We start from the raw sequence: 17,097 nt of genomic DNA, 5'->3' as shown, positions 1-17,097 counted from the left end.
GGTTGTCGGGCAGTTGCGTCTACACTTTGTGGGGTAAACAATTCCGTTCAGGTTTCTCATGCCCGCGATGCCCCCAGGAGGTGCCAAAACGCATGGTAAATACGCGTTTGCGCCATCTGGATCCGATTGATCCGGAAGAGTGGCCCGGGGTGGCTACGGTGCCTGATTCCACCTTGATGAATTTTCGGGCCAGACAGGCCGAAGCCAGGTTTGCAAAGGCCTGTGAGAATGCCGGTTTGAGCCTTTTGGGTGATGAGCCGGACCTCACAGTCGACTATGAAACGTTATTTTCACGACTGGCCACCACCGGATGGCTTGGTTTGGCCGAAAGTTACATGGCTGGCGAGTGGAAAACCGACAAGCTCGCCGACGTTCTGACGGCACTTCTGGGCACTGGTTTCCGCCCCCGTGGCAGGCTGCTCTCAGCTTTTCACCTACCTGACAACGCCCATGACATCGGTGGAGCATTGCCCGGTGAACTGATCAGGCTCAGCTCCGGCGATGGGATGAGCGCCTTCGGTGGTGTCTTCGCCTCAGGCGTACCCACCACCCTGCGCACCGCGGTCAAGAGCTTTGTACCGGGTGCGGGTAAGAACCGCGAACCGGGGTCACACTTTGTGGATGTCACCAAAATTGCCGATCCGGTGGCTGTGGAGCGCGAAGACCTGGGCGAAGCCCAACGTCGGGCGGCATCCACACTGCTGGACGCTGCGAAGGTCAGGTCCGGAACCCACGTGCTGGAATATCCTGCTTCCGGTGGCGCGTTATCTATCCTGGCGGCACGCCGTAATGCCACCGTGGATGTTCTGACTGCAGACAAGGATCAGGTGCCTGGACTACAGGAGTTGTTCATTCTGGCGGGCGTGGAGGATGACGTGCACATCCAGACCATCCCCACCGCGATCCCCGGCCCGAAGGACTGGGGTGGTGCCTATGACTCCATCGTGTCGGTGGAGAAGCTTGAGGTGGTCGGTACCACCGGTGCCAAGAAGTACATCAAAGCTTTTGACCGGATGCTGACCACCGGTGGCCATGTGGCCATGCAGTCCCTGGTGGCCACCGAGCAGATGGGGCCGATCCAGCGGGAAGCCCTGGGAATGTTGCGAGCCTATATCTGGCCGGCACTGAAATATCCGACGGTGGAGGAGGTGCACCAACTGGTGGACCGTGAATCCTCCTTGCGGGTGATTGGTGAGACGCATTTCCCCGGCCACTACTTGAAGAGTGTGCAACTGCAACGTGAGGTTTTTGAGGGCCAATTAAGAGAAGCGGCGGCCGACGGCTTTGATGCCGTCTTCCGCCGCATGTGGGTGTATCACTACGCGCTCATCGAAGCGATGATTCGACTTGGCTGCCTCAACGCCGTCCAGTTCACCATGACCACGAGGAACCGGCGCGGGCGTCGATAAGCGTTGTTGAGCTTCTAGACCTCGCGGAGGTCGTTGCTCTTGTTTTCCTTCATGGTCAAAACCGCACCGAAGGTGATGAGGGTGACGATGATCAGGTAGAGGCCGACCTGGGCCACACCATAGGCGGAGACCAGCCAGGTGGCGATGAATGGCGCGATAGCCGCACCCAGGATCGAGGACACGTTATAGGCGATGCCGGAACCGGTGTAGCGGACGTTGGTGGGGAAGAGCTCAGGCAAGATCGCGGACATCGGTCCGAAGATCAGGCCCATGACGGACATGCCCATGGACAGGAAGATGAACACGGTCGGCTTGGTGGCGGTGGCCGGATCAAGCAGCGTGGTGAAGGTCAGTCCGAAACCGAACAGCAGGATGGATGCCAGGATCAGAGTTTTCTTGCGGCCCCAGACATCTGCCAGCCAGCCGGAGATCGGGATCATGATGGCGAAGAATGGGATGGTGGCCAACTGCAGCTGCAGGAACTCGAAGTAGGGGATGGAGAGGCCCAGGCCTGCGCTGCGGTCGCCGATGCCATAGGACAGGATCCAGGTGGTGACCAGGTAGAACAGGGTGTAGGTGGACAGCATGATGAAGGTTGCCTGCACCAGTGGTCCGAAGGAGGTGGAAAACAGTTCCTTCAGTGGGGACTTCACACGCTTGCCCTGATCCACGGCCTGCTGGAAGACGGGGGTCTCCTCCAGTGCGAAACGGACCCAGAGGCCAATGATGATCATCACGGCAGAAGCCAGGAACGGCACACGCCAACCCCAGCTCATGAAAGCACCCTCGACATCGCCGGTCTGGTGGCCGAGTGTTGCCACCAGAATCAGGAAGAAACCATTGGCCAGGAAGAAGCCGAATGGAGCACCTAGCTGTGGCCACATGGCAGCACGTGCACGGTGACCCGGCTCAGCGTTCTCGCCGGCCAGCAGAGCAGCGCCGGACCACTCGCCACCCAGGCCGAGCCCCTGGCAGAAACGCATCAGTGCCAGCAGAGCAGGTGCGATGATGCCGATCTGGTCATAGGTGGGCAGCAAGCCGATGAGGATCGTGGCGATACCCATGGTCAGCAGTGAACCGATCAGGGTGACCTTGCGACCGATGCGGTCACCGAAGTGCCCGAAGAGAATGGAGCCCAGGGGGCGGGCGACGAAAGCCAGTCCGAATGTGGCAAAGGATGCCAGCAGGTTCACCGTGGGGTCATCATTGGCGGGAAAGAACAGCATGGGGAATACGGCGACAGCTGCCGTGGCATAGGCATAGAAGTCATAGAACTCAATGGTGGTGCCGATGGTGGACGCTGCCGCGACACGGCGTTTGGTAGCCTTGTCGATCACCAGTGGTTGTTGGGGTGTCGATGTGGCAGTGGTACTAACGGGGGCCTGGGTTGTGACCGCCGAGGAGTCCGGAGACATATTGGACATGTTTGTGAATCCCCCTTTACTCATTTGCATTTAATAAGAACGAGAACAACATTTCCACAGGCAATTCTTAGTTGTCAATCCCACTGCTTGAGACAAGGGAGATAGCTGTCTCATTATTTGAGATTTTGGGGGCGTGATCCGGCCACCCTCGTCATGTTTTGGGCCTTGGTAGCTGGGCGGCCACCACGAGCACCTCCCGGAATCCAGGCTTCTGGGAGGGGATTGGGCAGGAAAAAACCCTGATCAGTCACGCTGATGCCAAAGACGTGAAGATCAGGGTTTCAAGTCCAGAAACTGGACAAAATGTTCAGGCCTAGGCCTGTGCCTCCACGGGAGGAAGGCTGGACCAGGGGAAGTTGATCCACTTGTCGGTCTTGCGCCAGACATAGTCAGGCTTGAAGATGCTGTGTGGCTTCTCGTAGATGACCGCGGTACGGACCTCAACGACATGGTCGCCGAGGAACTCATGGACGAGCTCCATGGTCTTACCGGTGTCAGCAACATCGTCTGCGACGAGGATCTTCATGCCGGAGAGATCGATGGCCTTCGGGGTCGGTGGGAGCATCAGCGGCTCCTGCAGGTGCTCTCCGATATCGGTGTAGAACTCCACGTTCATCACTGAGACATTCTTGATGCCGAGGGCGTAGCCGAGAGCGCCACCGATCAGCAGGCCGCCACGTGCAATGGAGAGCACACAGTCGGGCTTGTAGTCATTGATAATTTCCTGGGCCAATTCACGCATGGCCGTGCCGAACAGCTCATAAGTGAGAATCTCGCGTTCCTCTGTCATGGACAAGAGTCTATCTAAAGTTTCATTCATCCCGGGAATCACCCTTTGTTTATTCCATATTCACGGTTCGTTCATCTTGTGGGAACGGCAATTATTCAACTGATCAGGTCTTCATCAGCTGGCTGGGATTCCGAGAAAACACCCGTGGTTCCGCTGGAACTGAGACGAATGCCGTACCCGCTTGATCAATGATGGCTGACAAGGGAGGTACCGTGGATGGTCAACCACGGAGAGATACATGGCGAATACCCGCACGCAGTTAGGTTCGACCGGATAGACATCGGTTCTGATCTTCACATTCATCTTCCCTGAAGGTATTTTGTCTTATTACCTCATCACGATCCCTCTGGGCATTGTGGCAGGAGTATGCGCCTACCTGGCGCATCGCGGGTGGCTCATGGTGTCGGCGGTAGTGGCCGGTCTCTTCCCGTTGCTCTCCATCTGGCTCATCTACGCACTGATGAAAATCATTTTCCTGGTTACCTGCGGCAACTATCCCGGACCGGAATGGCTCTAGCCAGCCCTGCAGCAGGGACAACCGGGTGGTTCCGGCAGTCTTCCGTGGACCTATAAAATACTGCCTGGCCTAAAAATATATTGTAAGCTGCTGATATAAATCGCCTTCCCACACACAGGAGAGTTCAGTGAAGTTTTTCAGACGCACCAGGATGTCCATGGCCACCACCGCACTGGTAGCCGGCACCGCGATGATGCTGTCCGCATGTTCATCCACTGATACACCTGAAGAAACCCCGAATGACTCCCTAAACACCTCCCAGGATGCTCCTGCGGAAGAGTCTGTGGAGATTCCTGGAGATACTGCAGTGGGCGAGGAGTCCCAGACCATCGTGGACATGCTCAACGCGGATGAAGACACCACCGTGGATGTCTGGGAGGACAAGCTCCACCCAAGTTTCACCGCTGAAGTCCCGGCCGAGGATATGGTCGAGATCTTCAACCAGAACCTCCGACCGGCCAAGCCTTTCACCGTGACCAACTATGAGGGTGGCGACCGTCAGGCGGTCACCACCTTGACCAGTCCGGTGTCAGACCCCCTGGATATGACTGTTGTGGTGGATACCGAAGGGCTGATAACCGGTCTCTTCTTCGGTGAAAGTGGTGCCGCTAATTGAAGAGCACCAGCTTCCTTTGATGAACTCAATGAACGTTTTGAGGCTTTCCCAGCGACAGTTCGTGCGCTGATCACCCCAGCTGATGATTCAGCTCCCGACCCGCTTCTGGAGCGCAGCAGCACAGAACCAGCTCCGCTGGGTTCTATGTTCAAGTTGTATGTTCTCCTGGCTGTAGCCACCGCCATCGAAGCAGGTGAGCTCAGCTGGGACAGCATGCTGACAATCTCTGAAGAAAACCGGAGTCTGCCCTCAGGTGAGCTGCAGGATGAACCTGATGGCACGGAAGTCAGCGTGCGCGAAGCGGCCACCAAGATGATTTCCATCAGCGACAATACTGCCACCGACATGCTGATTCAGGCTGTCGGACGAGGGACAGTGGAAACCGCGGTGGAAGAATCCGGCCACCACGCACCAGAGTTGATGTCACCGTTTTTATCAACCAGGGAAATGTTCCAGATCGGATGGGGAGACCCCGCCTATCTGGACACCTGGAGCAGCGGCACCTTTGATGAGAAACGCGCCCTGCTGGATGACCTGGAGCGCAAGCCGATTGGCCCGTATGACATAGCTGTGGGTGGAGATCCGCTCTGGCCTCAGGGCGTGGAATGGTTTGCCACGGCTGAGGATGTTGCTGCGGTGCACCAGGTACTTCAGAGGCAAGAAGATCCAACCGTCCGGGAGATCTTGAGTGAGAACCCCGGTATCCCTCAGATTCCATGGGATTATGTGGGTTTCAAGGGCGGTTCCTCACCCGGAGTGCTCACCGGCAGCTGGTTCGTGGAAAACGCCGACGGCGAAAACCATGTCCTCGTCTTACAGGCTTCCACAGAGGATGCAGCCGGAATCAGCCCAGATGCCCAGTCGGAATTCTTCCGTCTTGCATCCTCTGCGTTGGAACTGATGGCTGCTGAGGACAACTAGGCGACAGCAACTGCGGTCAGCGCGGCTGAACTGGTGCTGACCTGCACATCCAACATAAAAGTTTGCCTAAATGAACTTTGAATAACCGGGTGTCCGAACAAGCCTGGGCGTGTTGACTTTCCCTGTTCCAGCATTAATACTTGGACACCGAAGCAAGAAACATTCACTGGAAAATGCTTCTCGTTTCACTTCCATTTCGAAGGGGAGTAGTTCCACGCCAGCTGTTAATACAGGGCTGGTATGCGGCATATTCGACATACTGGTGCGCATAAAACCGCACCCGGATATGCCACCCGGTCAGGCTTCTGTTTTCCAGAACCCGGGCGAACGAGACCTTCGGCGTACACATCGCCGGGGTCTATTTTTATGCCCAGGTACGGTCCACAAGGAGGCCTCATACCACCATGCCACCAGTACAAATCATGCTCTTGTCCTTTGGCGTCGCAGCAGATGCCTTCGCCTGCTCGATCGCACGCGGCACCATAATCCGCGTCAATGCCTTCAAACGCTCGCTGATCCTAGCTGCCGTCTTCGGCATCTTCCAGGCTGTCATGCCAGTCCTGGGATGGATCATCGGCTACTTCTTTGCTGAAATCAACGTCATTGCAGCCATTGACCACTGGGTTGCCTTCGGCCTGCTGACAGTCGTGGGCATCAAGATGATCTGGGATGCTTTCCATCCAGACGTTGCGGACACCCCCTTTGATAACGGTGCTGTACAGCTCAAGCCAGCTCTCATCCTAGGATTTGCCACCAGTATTGATGCACTTGCTGTTGGCATGGGACTGGCCTTTGCCCATGCGCCCATCGTCCAGGTGGCACTGGTCATGGGTCTGCTCACCTTCCTCCTCTCCCTCCTGGGTGCCTGGATCGGGCACCACGGTGGCGGGCGTTTTGGAAAGTGGGCAACACTTGGTGGTGGCCTGGTTCTGATCGTCCTGGGAGGCAACATCCTCATGGAACATCTGCTGGGCTAGACTCACAGCACTATGAACTGGTCGGTGCTCCCACGGTGGTGGGATCAACATCAGATCCCGCTGTACCTGTCTGCCATTGCCCTCGGGGCAGCTCTCGGTTTGGCAGCGCCCAGAGTAGCTCCCGCTGCGGAAGCAACCATCAACCCCATACTGATGGCGCTGTTGTACGCCACTTTCTTGAGCATCCCTCTGACCAGGCTCAAAGAAGCACTGGGTGACCTCAAGTTCCTTGCCAGCGTATTGGTGTTGAACTTCCTCATGGTGCCTGTAGTCGTATTTTCCTTAAGCAGATTTATTGCTCATGACCAGGTATTATTAGCGGGGTTTCTGCTGGTGTTACTGGCCCCGTGCATTGACTATGTCATTGTCTTCACCGGCCTCGCCGGGGGAGCGCACGATAAATTATTGGCGGCCACTCCCTTATTGATGCTGGTGCAGATTCTGTTCATACCCTTCTATATGGGCCTGATGATGAGAGATGGCGATGATTTTCTCCAGATCATTGACCGCACCGCATTCGGCACAGCATTCTTAACACTTATCATCATCCCGCTACTCCTGGCGGCACTCACACAGAAGCTGAAGATCGAGAAGATCATGGAATTATGTGAGGGCATCATGGTGCCACTCATGATGTTGACTCTCGCAGTGGTGGTCACCTCCCAGATCGATGCAGTCAGCCACCAGCTGGGAAAGTTGCTACAGGTCATCCCGCTGTATATCGCGTTCCTGGTGATCATGATTCCGGTGGGAATGGGTACGGCAAAGCTTTTTAAGCAGCAACCGGCTGCCACACGTGCGGTGGTGTTCTCCGGGGCGACACGCAACTCACTGGTGGTTCTACCGCTGGCACTGGCGTTCCCACCAGCACTTGGTCTGGCCGCTGTCGTCGTGGTGACACAGACACTCATTGAGTTGATCGGCATGGTAATTTTTGTCCGACTCATTCCACTATTAGTGAAGGAACTAGGGGAGAGGTAGTAGGCAGCGCACACGCCGCGTGCTTATCGACGAACCACCTTCACTCCTCAGCTATCCTGCCATCATGGATGGTTTCAAGGAATACATTGAGGAGCTTTTTCTCTATGCACCGGAAGAAGAAGCAAAGACGGTCTCGATCAAGCTGCAAGAACAGTTTTCGCAATTGGCACCCGATCTTACCCTGCAGGATGTTTCAAGAAACCTACTGGTTGAAGATGAAATGGGATTGAAAGACTACTGGAATCAACGTTTTGGTGCGAGCATAGATTCTCATCCATACCTTCTCTCAGAAGCAGTGTTCAGATTCAGGTCTGATGGCACGACAGAACTAGACGCTCTGAGCATTCGGGTGTACGAAGTAGTCGCAGAGACAATGAAGCAATTTGATGGCGTTGAATATTTCAGCAGTTTTATCGAAGGTGCCGAATCGAAGTAATCCTTCACCTAAATGCGAGGGTTAACGATGCCTCCTTGTCCGCGACAAGAAACCCTGCTTCAACCAGCACCTTTAAATGTTTTGAGAGCGTAGCATCGGAAATATTCAGGAAGTCTCCAAGGCGGGAGAAATCAACTTGATCCACATTTCGGAGCAGTCCGCAGGTGCGCAGCCTCAAGGGGGAGTGGATGGTGTCGTTGAAGCAGGCTTTAAGCACGGTAGACGTTTTCGATTGCCTGCTGATAAGCGATTCCGGCCATTACAGTTGTCATGACAAATCCGAGGATACTAGTGATCAAAACAACCCAGGACATGCCGGAAGACACAAGACCTAATGAGACGCTGAACAGCAATAGGTTCAGCCCGACAATGCCGATGATAAATGCCTTTGCCTGAATGCCCATGCTACGGAATTGAATACCGGTATCACGTTGGACCAGGTACGAGACCTAGTAGTACTTCGTTAGGTAGGTGCGCGTCCACAGTACGGGCAGCATCCCAACAGTTCGATGACCATCGACTGGATTTCGGCGAGGACAGCATAGAAACTCACCCCGCCACCTGGGCTTTTGGGTCAGTAACAGCCAACCGCTGCTGGGTGACAAACAAATGCGCCGCCGTCACCAGCGTGGTGTGGTGATGCCACCCCAACCAATGCCGGCCTTCAAAATGATCCAACCCCAACCCATGCTTCAATTCCCGATAGTCATGCTCGATCCGCCACCGGATTTTCCCCAACCGCACCAACTGCTCGATCGGGGTGTCTTCCGGCAGGGTCGACAACCAGTAATCCGTTGGCGCTGAAGCAGCACTGGGCCATTCGATCAGCAACCAGCATGTCGGGAGTGTCCCGTCATTATTGCGGGGGAGGTTTCGGTTGGCTGGACGTACCCGCACCGCGGTGAACCTGCTGGTCATCGTCCCTTTACTGCCCTGGCGCCACGATACTGGGTGATACTGTGCGATCGGTAGCGATTGGGCGAGTTCCTGGGCTTGGACAGGTGGGGTCCGGTACCCAGGTTTCTTCGGCCGGCCAAACCCTGCATACTCGGGCACCTCAAAGACCACGTCACCAGGGTGCAGACTGGTTGAGCCTTTAACCTGCACAACATAATCGATACCCCGGGTGGTCAACGCAGTGCGAAACGTCCCGTTGTCGCCGTATCCAGCGTCAGCGACCACCACCGGCGGGTTCACACCCCAAGCCTTGAGTTCGTCGATCATCTCCACGGAAAGTTCCCACTTCGGTCGATGGCCGATCCCAGCAGGGATGAGGGCTTTTATCCGGCGTTGCCGGATCAGGGCGCGTTCTTCCGCCGAGTCGGTGGTGGTCTCATCCCAGCTGGCGGGAAGAAACAACCGCCAATCCAACGGACACGACGCGGTATCGGTCACCGCGTGCACGCTGACCCCGATTTGGACGTTACCGACCTTGCCCAGTGTGCCGGAGTACTGTCTAGCAACTCCAGGCGATGCTGATCCGTCCTTGATGAACCCGGTGTCATCGATAACCCAGGCATCGGGTTCGATGAGGTCAATAGCCTTGGTGGCCAGGGCTTTTCTGACCGGTTCGACTGGCCAGGGTGAGGTGGAGACGAATTGTTGGAGTCGTTGATGATCAATGCCCAGACGCTGCGCCATGGGTTGCATGGATTTTCGACGTCCCTCCAGCATTAGTCCTTGGAGGTAGTAGCTGGAGGTGGCGCGTTGGTCTTTGCGGACCAGGGAGGCGAAGATTTCAGCAACGAAATCCTGGAGATCGCCTGGGGTATGGGTGGTCTTTGCGTTCATAATCTGACATTACGACCACCAGAACCGTCCCACAAGAGCTAACGAAGTACTACTAGGTCCTGTTACGAAAGTCGGTGCTGAAGGGTGTGGCGGTGACACACAATAAGGGAACTCCCGTGTAGCGAAGAAGGTACCAACCCAATCTCGCTGCCACAGGAGCTCTACTTGTCTACCCTAAACGTTGAAACCCGCCACGACCTCACCGACGCCCAATGGAAGGTACTGAAACCACTACTACCAGCACCAACACGCCAGGGTCGGCCGTGTCGCTACCGACTGCGCGACCTGATCAACGGCATTCGACACCGGATCCGTATCGGTTGTCCCTGGCGGGACGTCCCCGCCCGTTACGGCCCGTGGTGGCGGGTCTACGCATTGTTTCGGTCCTGGCAGCTGTCCGGAACATGGTTGCGTATTGAGGAACAGCTCCAGTCGAAGGCCGATGAGCAGGGCAAACTCGGCTGGGATCTGGCCGTTGACTCCACCACTGCCAGGGCGCATGTCCATGTCGCCGGGGCACGGCGTGACTCACCGCAGCGCGTTGAGGGTGAACCCGCTGATCACGCGTTGGGCCGGTCCCGCGGTGGGTTTTCCACCAAGATTCACCTGGCCTGCGATCGCTACATGCAGTCAGTATCATTTACTATCACCGCAGGACAAGCCGGGGATGCCCCGCAGCTGACCGAGGTACTGGGCCGGGTTAAGGTCGACAGGCCCGGACGCGGTCGACCGCGAACGAGACCGAACCGGGTGATGGCGGACAAGGCCTATTCCTCCCGGGCGATTAAGGAGCATCTTCGACGGCGCGGGATCAAGACCACGATCCCAGTCAAGGATGACCAGGCCAAGCACCGTAAAGACCGTGGTCACCGGGGTGGGCGACCCCCGGTGTTTGATGCCGAAATCTACAAAGCCCGGAATGTGGTGGAGCGGTGTTTCAATGCGCTCAAGCACAAACGAGGCGTGGCCACCAGGTATGACAAGCTTGCCGTGCGTTTTGAGGCCACCGTTCGGGTTGCGAACATCGATCGGTGGCTCAAACGACTTTCGTAACAGGACCTAGATCTGCCCCCAGCCCCCTTAATTTAGTCACATGACGTAAGTATAGGCATCTAGGAGACACGCGAACAGGGAGGGGGTGCGTGGAAAATCCCGGAAATTTCCACCATCTCCCGGGCCCCATAGGCAGATCCACGATCGACCCCTCTATAAAGCAAGAGCAACCCAAAAGGGCCCAGGTTGATCATAAAACCTGATCAATCTTACTCCCGTCAAACCTAGAGGGAATTTCGTCACAACTTAACAGCCAAGCAGTCAACCGCCGGCTGGTCCACGTCAACGATGCGTCCCAGTTGGCCGCCTACAAGTAGCGCGCAAGGCACGCAGGGGGCTCGCCAGAAATCCCAGACGAAAATTCAGTATTCACGAGATCGGGCAACAATCAAGAGGCTCGTAGAAAGGCAACCGCCTGAAGGTTTATTCATCTACAGATTTCTTAAGGCGCGTGGAATACGGGTGAGGGACCTGAGGAGATGGCTGGGGGATGAAGGGTCCGTGTCCCCATCCAGACATAATGACATAATGTACATTATCGGACAATTGGTGATGGCAGACGAACTTGTTTGTCCAGGCCAACTGGTACGTTAAACGCCATGGCTGCCGACTCACTCAATATCGCATACGACAACACATTCACCAAGCTCCGCGAACTCTTCGACGAACGAATCCTCGCCGTCAACGAACGCCACGGAGATGCTCACGGCGTCAACCTCACCAAGCTGCGTGCGATCGCCAAGGACCTTAAGAAGAATCAGGAACTTGCCGTGAAGCTCTGGGCTTCTGATGATTCCGCCGCACGTCTCATCGCCTTGCTTATCTGCAGGCCAAAGGAATTCTCCACCGACAGCCTGGACGCGATGCTCCGTGAGGCACGGACGCCTAAGGTTACTGACTGGCTGATTAACTATGTAGTTAAGAAACATCCTGAGTGGAATGAACTTCGCCTGCACTGGCTGAATGATTCCACAGATCCACAGGGCTGGGTTCGTGCAGCCGGATGGTCGCTGAATACCTACGCGATCACCAAGGCTCCCGAATCCCTGGATCTGGACAAACTGCTAAAAAGTATCGAGTCTGACATGGCGTCTGTTCCAGATCGCCTCCAATGGTCCATGAATGAGACGCTGGCCAATATCGGAATTGAGTTTCCTGCATATCGCGAATGTGCAATCCGGATCGGTGAACGGCTTGGAGTACTCAGGGAGTATCCGACACCACCCAATTGCACCTCACCATTTGCCCCAATCTGGATTGAAGAGATTGTGCGGCGCAGAGAGACTAAATAATCCCCCACCTCCCCCCACCTCTCACCCACCCCCATTACGTCACATTGACGCAATTGTCTAAACTTGTGAGACCTGAAAACACCAGATAACCTTAGGTTTTCCGAGCCAGCCCGAAACTCCGTGACTATTATGTCAAGATTTATCACCTCCGGCTGGCAGCTGTTATTTCGTGACAGGATTTCCTAGTGTCAAACACCTTCATCACACCATCGGATGCTCAACAGGCACCGACCGGTGTTATTGGATCATTCCGTTTCGCATTCTCCTCAGTGCGCCGGCTCCGCATTGAGGTGCTCGGCGGCCTGGTTGTCGCTCTGGCTCTTATCCCTGAAGCCATTGCCTTCTCCATCCTTGCAGGCGTTGACCCCCGCATGGGCCTCTTTGCCTCCTGCACCATGGCGATGGTCATCGCCTTCACCGGAGGTCGGCCAGCGATGATCTCGGCTGCAACTGGTGCTGTCGCATTGGTGATTGCACCCGTTGTTCGCGAATATGGCGTCGAATACTTTCTGGCCACCGTCATCCTCGCAGGCATCCTGCAGCTAGCGATGGCATTCCTCGGCGTCGCCAAGCTCATGCGTTTCATTCCGCGTTCCGTGATGCTGGGCTTTGTCAACGCCCTGGGTCTTTTGGTGTTCTTCGCACAGCTACCGCACCTATTCAATGTCCCCTGGGCCGTTTACCCACTTTTTGTAGTGGGTGTGCTGATCATGATTTTTCTGCCCAAATTCACCAACGTTGTTCCAGCGCCCCTGGTGGTCATCGTTATTCTCACCCTCGCAGTATGGACGTTGAACATCAACGTTCCAAATGTCTCCGACCAGGGTGAGCTGCCCTCCAGTCTGCCAGAATTCATCTTTCCGGATGTTCCATTGAATATGGAAACACTCCAGATCATCGCACCATATGCGTTCGGTATGGCGCTGGTCGGTTTGATGGAGTCACTGCTCACCGCCAAGCTTGTCGACGACATCACTGAGACCCACTCTGACAAGACCCGCGAAAGCGCTGGTCAAGGTATCGCAAACATCGTCACCGCTTTCCTAGGTGGCATGGGTGGTTGCGCCATGATCGGTCAGACCATGATTAACGTGAAGGTTTCCGGTGCCAGGACTCGTCTCTCCACCTTCCTCTCCGGCTTCTTCCTGCTGGTCTTCATCCTGGCACTGGGTGAGATCGTCGGCATGATCCCGATGGCCGCACTGGTCGCCATCATGGTGATTGTCTCCATCGCCACTGTGGACTGGCACTCAGTCCACCCACGTACCCTGAAGCTGATGCCGCTGAGCGAAACCCTGACAATGATGATCACTATTGTTGCCACTCTGGCCACTGGAAACCTCGCAGTGGGTGTCATCTTGGGTGTTATCAGCGCCATGATTCTTTTCACACGTCGAGTCGCCCACCTGGTCGAGGTAGATCGCACTGTCACCACCACGGGTGAAAACACCACCGCGGTTTACACTGTTAAGGGCCAGCTTTTCTGGGCATCCTCCAATGACCTGGTCTACGCCTTTGATTATTCAGACCCTGCCGATGACATCACGATTGACCTCAGCGGCACTGAAGTCTGGGATGCCTCCACGGTTTCCACGCTGGACAGCATCATCCACAAGTACCGGGTACGAGACAAGGCCGTGAAGATCATCGGACTCAAGGGCGCCAGCCTGGAACGGCTGGAAAAACTCTCTGGAAAGCTTGACTGATTATTTTTCAGAAATCCTCCCCTGACCCCTGATTTCCGAGATCACCAGAACAAGGCTCGTGACCGCTTTATTAAAGCGGTCACGAGCCTTGAACACATTTCAGTACAGAATCTAGGGAAAGCTACTGCGTCTGGATGTCCGCGGTGTAGTTTCCAGAACCGTCATTCACCCAGTTGATGACACCGTTGGTGAAGGTCTGGGTCCAACCGTCTCCAGTTGCCTCCTCCGGTGCGGTTGGAAGACCAATATCAGCATCCAGACCGCCCTCACCGACCCAGGTCTCCGCTATCTTGCCGATCAGTGGCTGAGCACCGGACTCCTCAGCATTGGCGATATGTCCCTCAACAAATGTGGCAAGCATTTCGCCGTTGTCGCCTTCCTCAACATCCTCCAGGGTGCTGAAACCTGCTGCCTGTGCAGCTTCTGCAACTGCGGATGGGATCTCCATGGTGGAACCGTCAGAAGTTTCTACCTCTGTTGTGTCACCACTGGCATCACCGGTGCCGTCTGCGGAGCCATCTCCTGAAGTACCGTCAGCACCATCTGTGCTCTCTGAGTCGGTACCGTCTGCACCGTCGGTGGAATCAGCTGGTTCTGCTGGATCTGAGGTGGAGTCTCCCCCGTCGGAATCTGCATCGTTGATCGCTGAGCCTGCATCTGCGGTTGCAGATCCTACTGCGTCGCCGGCCTGTGAAGCTGCGTCCTCAGCTTCGGAACAGGCAACAACACTGAGTGACAGGGAGATTGCAGCTGCACCTGCCAGAATGCGGGTGCGAAGAGCCTTAGGGTTGAGAGACATCTCGATCTACCTTTCTAGTGGCGAACAATGGCTCCCATTCTGTGTGTGTTTAGGTCCAATGCGCTACACATCACCGAGATGTTTAGCTTATTGCAACACAGTTGTTACCAACGCGGAGGCCAGAAGCATCCCCCACAACCCGAGATCCTTCCTCAATAAGTCACCATATAGGGAGGTAGCAGGTTGTTTTAAAAGCTTTTCCACACCACTTCAGTCTGTCCACCCCTCACTTCCCTGTTTTCAATTAAGAAACCCTTAAGCCTGTACTTAAATTACCTCCAGGTCTTTTCTCTCGAAATGGGAAAGGCAAAGCTCCGGCCTCCCTTATCAAGGAAAGGAAGCCGGAGCTATGAAAAAATCTGCTATTCTTCGCTGCTGGTTCTGGTGCCAGCACTGTCACGGGTACGGTACGCGGTGCGCAACTGCCAGCCTGTGACGCCCAGAAGCACAAAAGCAATCAGGCTGATGAGCAACATGTTCTCCCGGAGCATGAACAGCATGAATCCGACCAGAACGATGAGGCGGAACCACAAAGCGGGGATCATTCGTGAAGCCAGCATGATGATTATTTCTCCAAGGTCAGGCGGACGTTGATCTCGCCTGTTTCGGCGATCTTGGCAGCCACGAACTCAGGTGTTTCCACGTTGTAGTCAAGGCGGTTGATCTCAATGTCGGATGAGAGGATGACCTGGTCACCATCGCGGAGGACCTCGAAGGTCGGTGCAACATCGTTGGTCTGGCCGTGAACGGTGAGTTCACCTGGGACAACAACCTGTCCGATAGTGCCGTCATCAGGAATGCCGGAGAGATCAACGGAGTCGGTGACCTCGAAGGTGGCGGTTGGGTACTCGTCGGTGTGGAAGAGCTTCATGCGGACGTTGATGTCACGCTTTTCCTGATCGGTGGAGATATTGGTCATGTCCACGGTGATCAGACCGGAGTCCAGGGCGTTGTTGGCAATCTCGATGCCGCCGGTGACATCAACAGTGGAACCGGAGGTGGTCTTCTCTTCGCCTGGGAGGATCTCATCGAAGGTGAATCCTGCGGAGCTGTGGTTCGGGATTGCTCCGGGGACTACACGCCAGGTGCCGTTCATGTCAGTGGATGCTGGTTCTGCACCATCAGCGTTCAGACCTTCAGTCTTTACTCCGGAGCCCATGATGAGGGTGTAGAGAGGAACTGCGATACCCACCAGGGTCAGCAGGATAATGACGATGACCGTGCCCACCACAATCGGTGTGCGCACACGGGATGCAGCACCGGCGTTGCCTGGTGCGTTACGCGCGCCCGGCCCCTTGGAGTTGGGGGTGTCGCCAGCATTCACGGCGTCATCATTTGGACGGTTATCTGATGTGTTGCTCATGACCTCAACTTCTCAATTTTTCGAGCCAGTTCCACCAATTCGCGGCACAGCTCGGAGACTTCCTGTGGGGTCTCTCCCTCGCCTACCGCAGTTGCAATATCCTCAGCCGCACAACGGAGTTCAAAAAGGGAATCCTTGAGTTCTTCGGCCCGGTCGGGTGTCATGATGACAGCGTTGGCCGGAATGGCGGTACCTGAGACGTTATTGCGCTGCTCGTAGGCGCGCTGGCGGCACGCCTGGCTGCAGTACTTCCTCGGTCGGCCACGACCTGAGGACGCAATGTCCTTCCCACACCAGGCACAAGCTGTTCCTGGTTGGACGGGGATTATATTCTGCACCTGTAACACCTTAGTGCATCTGAACCGATAGAACGATTCGTGCACTGAGCACCTGACTTATAGGCATTCCCTTTCCGCAGTTCATCGTTAAAAGCCTCTTCACCACGCTGAAAAATGCAATATCTGGTGCCATGAATAGCTTCAGCTCAACACGATGTAGAATGGCAGGGAACAATTTCTGCGGTTCATACGTTATAACTAGTGACTGTACTCAGTAACAGCCATTACTGATATGTATCCCGCACTACCGAAGGCAAAGGACTGATACCTAGATGGCAGATCGCGTTCTTCGTGGCAGCCGCATGGGCGCCGTGAGTTATGAAACCGACAGGGATCACGACCTGGCACCACGCCAGCTTGTGAAGTACCGGACCGAAGATGGAGAAATCTACGAGGTCCCCTTCGCCGATGATGCGGAGATCCCCGAAGAGTGGATGTGCAAGAACGGTAAGCTCGGCACCCTCATGGAGGGTGAGGGCGTGGAGTCCAAGCCCGTCAAGCCACCACGCACCCACTGGGACATGCTCCTTGAGCGTCGTTCCATCGAGGAGCTCGATATCCTTCTTGAAGAACGCGTTGAGGCACTGCGTAAGCGTCGCCGTAACGCTGCGAAGCTTCTGAAGGCTCAGCAGGAGGCTGAAGAGGCCGAAAAGGCCAACAGCTAAGCATTAAAAGAATAAAGAG

The 17,097-nt window shown here is 55.6% G+C and carries 20 protein-coding genes; 11 read left to right on the top strand and 9 right to left on the bottom strand.

All coding sequences use genetic code 11. From position 1 onward, the window contains the following. Positions 1-92: 92 nt before the first annotated feature. Positions 93-1,409 (top strand): class I SAM-dependent methyltransferase, encoded by a 1,317-nt coding sequence (locus Q0M74_RS03985; protein WP_293951750.1) that lies wholly within the window; start codon positions 93-95, stop codon positions 1,407-1,409. A 14-nt stretch (positions 1,410-1,423) separates the two neighbouring features. Here the strand turns inward: Q0M74_RS03985 and Q0M74_RS03980 are convergent, their stop codons facing one another. After that, on the bottom strand, positions 1,424-2,824 hold the full coding sequence (locus Q0M74_RS03980) for an MFS transporter (protein ID WP_293951766.1): 1,401 nt from the start codon (positions 2,822-2,824) through the stop codon (positions 1,424-1,426). A gap of 322 nt (positions 2,825-3,146) precedes the next feature. Next, positions 3,147-3,623, bottom strand: a complete 477-nt coding sequence (locus tag Q0M74_RS03975) for a phosphoribosyltransferase (protein WP_293951749.1) — start codon at positions 3,621-3,623, stop codon at positions 3,147-3,149. 319 nt (positions 3,624-3,942) lie between these two features. Between Q0M74_RS03975 and Q0M74_RS03970 the strand changes: the two genes are divergently transcribed. The 6 genes from Q0M74_RS03970 (at position 3,943) to Q0M74_RS03945 (ending at position 8,071) form a co-directional block, all read left to right on the top strand. Next, a complete protein-coding gene (locus tag Q0M74_RS03970; RefSeq protein WP_293951748.1) occupies positions 3,943-4,140 on the top strand; it encodes a hypothetical protein in 198 nt (65 codons plus the stop codon). Positions 4,141-4,267: 127 nt separating this feature from the next. After that, entirely contained in the window at positions 4,268-4,756 is a 489-nt protein-coding gene (locus Q0M74_RS03965) for a Cpe/LpqF family protein (RefSeq protein WP_293951747.1), read from the top strand. Positions 4,757-4,822: 66 nt separating this feature from the next. Then, positions 4,823-5,677 carry a serine hydrolase gene (locus Q0M74_RS03960; RefSeq protein ID WP_366087797.1) on the top strand — a complete coding sequence of 285 codons (855 nt, stop codon included), beginning with the start codon at positions 4,823-4,825 and terminating at the stop codon, positions 5,675-5,677. Positions 5,678-6,081: 404 nt separating this feature from the next. Further along, positions 6,082-6,654: a manganese efflux pump MntP family protein gene (locus Q0M74_RS03955; protein ID WP_293951746.1), complete on the top strand. Its 573-nt coding sequence runs from the start codon at positions 6,082-6,084 to the stop codon at positions 6,652-6,654. Positions 6,655-6,666: 12 nt separating this feature from the next. After that, positions 6,667-7,635 (top strand): arsenic resistance protein, encoded by a 969-nt coding sequence (locus Q0M74_RS03950; RefSeq protein WP_293951745.1) that lies wholly within the window; start codon positions 6,667-6,669, stop codon positions 7,633-7,635. Between the two features lie 64 nt (positions 7,636-7,699). Further along, positions 7,700-8,071, top strand: a complete 372-nt coding sequence (locus Q0M74_RS03945) for a hypothetical protein (RefSeq protein WP_293951744.1) — start codon at positions 7,700-7,702, stop codon at positions 8,069-8,071. Between the two features lie 4 nt (positions 8,072-8,075). Here Q0M74_RS03945 and Q0M74_RS13865 read toward each other — a convergent pair whose 3' ends face one another. From Q0M74_RS13865 to Q0M74_RS03935, 3 genes are all read right to left on the bottom strand, one after another. After that, positions 8,076-8,288: a transcriptional regulator gene (locus Q0M74_RS13865; protein ID WP_366087793.1), complete on the bottom strand. Its 213-nt coding sequence runs from the start codon at positions 8,286-8,288 to the stop codon at positions 8,076-8,078. Continuing rightward, positions 8,281-8,475 carry a hypothetical protein gene (locus Q0M74_RS03940; protein ID WP_293951743.1) on the bottom strand — a complete coding sequence of 65 codons (195 nt, stop codon included), beginning with the start codon at positions 8,473-8,475 and terminating at the stop codon, positions 8,281-8,283. Before Q0M74_RS03940 ends, Q0M74_RS13865 begins: the two co-directional genes overlap by 8 nt. A 145-nt stretch (positions 8,476-8,620) precedes the next feature. Then, a complete protein-coding gene (locus Q0M74_RS03935) occupies positions 8,621-9,862 on the bottom strand; it encodes an IS701 family transposase (RefSeq protein ID WP_293951742.1) in 1,242 nt (413 codons plus the stop codon). Positions 9,863-10,027: 165 nt separating this feature from the next. On the opposite strand from Q0M74_RS03935, the gene Q0M74_RS03930 reads away from it, so the two are divergent. The 3 genes from Q0M74_RS03930 to Q0M74_RS03920 all read left to right on the top strand — a co-directional run bounded on the left by Q0M74_RS03930 (position 10,028) and on the right by Q0M74_RS03920 (position 13,913). Then, positions 10,028-10,915, top strand: coding sequence for an IS5 family transposase (locus Q0M74_RS03930; protein WP_293951741.1), 888 nt, complete (start codon positions 10,028-10,030; stop codon positions 10,913-10,915). A gap of 599 nt (positions 10,916-11,514) precedes the next feature. Further along, positions 11,515-12,207 (top strand): DNA alkylation repair protein, encoded by a 693-nt coding sequence (locus Q0M74_RS03925; RefSeq protein ID WP_293951740.1) that lies wholly within the window; start codon positions 11,515-11,517, stop codon positions 12,205-12,207. Positions 12,208-12,392: 185 nt separating this feature from the next. After that, positions 12,393-13,913 (top strand): SulP family inorganic anion transporter, encoded by a 1,521-nt coding sequence (locus Q0M74_RS03920; RefSeq protein ID WP_293951739.1) that lies wholly within the window; start codon positions 12,393-12,395, stop codon positions 13,911-13,913. Between the two features lie 121 nt (positions 13,914-14,034). On the opposite strand, the gene Q0M74_RS03915 is transcribed toward Q0M74_RS03920, so the two are convergent. From Q0M74_RS03915 to Q0M74_RS03900, 4 genes are all read right to left on the bottom strand, one after another. Further along, a complete protein-coding gene (locus Q0M74_RS03915) occupies positions 14,035-14,718 on the bottom strand; it encodes a hypothetical protein (RefSeq protein WP_293951761.1) in 684 nt (227 codons plus the stop codon). Positions 14,719-15,074: 356 nt separating this feature from the next. Further along, positions 15,075-15,272 (bottom strand): hypothetical protein, encoded by a 198-nt coding sequence (locus Q0M74_RS03910; protein ID WP_293951738.1) that lies wholly within the window; start codon positions 15,270-15,272, stop codon positions 15,075-15,077. Between the two features lie 5 nt (positions 15,273-15,277). After that, positions 15,278-16,075: a YceI family protein gene (locus tag Q0M74_RS03905; RefSeq protein WP_293951737.1), complete on the bottom strand. Its 798-nt coding sequence runs from the start codon at positions 16,073-16,075 to the stop codon at positions 15,278-15,280. Continuing rightward, the gene (locus Q0M74_RS03900) at positions 16,072-16,404 is read right to left on the bottom strand and encodes a hypothetical protein (protein WP_293951760.1); all 333 of its coding nucleotides are present in this window, start codon (positions 16,402-16,404) and stop codon (positions 16,072-16,074) included. Before Q0M74_RS03900 ends, Q0M74_RS03905 begins: the two co-directional genes overlap by 4 nt. Before the next feature lie 281 nt (positions 16,405-16,685). Between Q0M74_RS03900 and Q0M74_RS03895 the strand changes: the two genes are divergently transcribed. After that, entirely contained in the window at positions 16,686-17,078 is a 393-nt protein-coding gene (locus Q0M74_RS03895; protein ID WP_293951736.1) for an RNA polymerase-binding protein RbpA, read from the top strand. The last annotated feature ends 19 nt before the right edge of the window (positions 17,079-17,097 follow it).

It is taken from the genome of uncultured Corynebacterium sp. (genome assembly GCF_945649885.1).
GTDB lineage: Bacteria > Actinomycetota > Actinomycetes > Mycobacteriales > Mycobacteriaceae > Corynebacterium.
This window is presented reverse-complemented; position numbering and strand designations above follow the sequence as displayed.

Coding starts and splice junctions, on each gene's coding strand:
- Q0M74_RS03985 (WP_293951750.1), top strand. CDS start 93: ATGGTAAATACGCGTTTGCGCCATCTGGATCCGATTGATCCGGAAGAG.
- Q0M74_RS03980 (WP_293951766.1), bottom strand. CDS start 2,824: ATGTCTCCGGACTCCTCGGCGGTCACAACCCAGGCCCCCGTTAGTACC.
- Q0M74_RS03975 (WP_293951749.1), bottom strand. CDS start 3,623: ATGACAGAGGAACGCGAGATTCTCACTTATGAGCTGTTCGGCACGGCC.
- Q0M74_RS03955 (WP_293951746.1), top strand. CDS start 6,082: ATGCCACCAGTACAAATCATGCTCTTGTCCTTTGGCGTCGCAGCAGAT.
- Q0M74_RS03950 (WP_293951745.1), top strand. CDS start 6,667: ATGAACTGGTCGGTGCTCCCACGGTGGTGGGATCAACATCAGATCCCG.
- Q0M74_RS03945 (WP_293951744.1), top strand. CDS start 7,700: ATGGATGGTTTCAAGGAATACATTGAGGAGCTTTTTCTCTATGCACCG.
- Q0M74_RS03940 (WP_293951743.1), bottom strand. CDS start 8,475: ATGGGCATTCAGGCAAAGGCATTTATCATCGGCATTGTCGGGCTGAAC.
- Q0M74_RS03935 (WP_293951742.1), bottom strand. CDS start 9,862: ATGAACGCAAAGACCACCCATACCCCAGGCGATCTCCAGGATTTCGTT.
- Q0M74_RS03925 (WP_293951740.1), top strand. CDS start 11,515: ATGGCTGCCGACTCACTCAATATCGCATACGACAACACATTCACCAAG.
- Q0M74_RS03910 (WP_293951738.1), bottom strand. CDS start 15,272: ATGCTGGCTTCACGAATGATCCCCGCTTTGTGGTTCCGCCTCATCGTT.
- Q0M74_RS03905 (WP_293951737.1), bottom strand. CDS start 16,075: ATGAGCAACACATCAGATAACCGTCCAAATGATGACGCCGTGAATGCT.
- Q0M74_RS03895 (WP_293951736.1), top strand. CDS start 16,686: ATGGCAGATCGCGTTCTTCGTGGCAGCCGCATGGGCGCCGTGAGTTAT.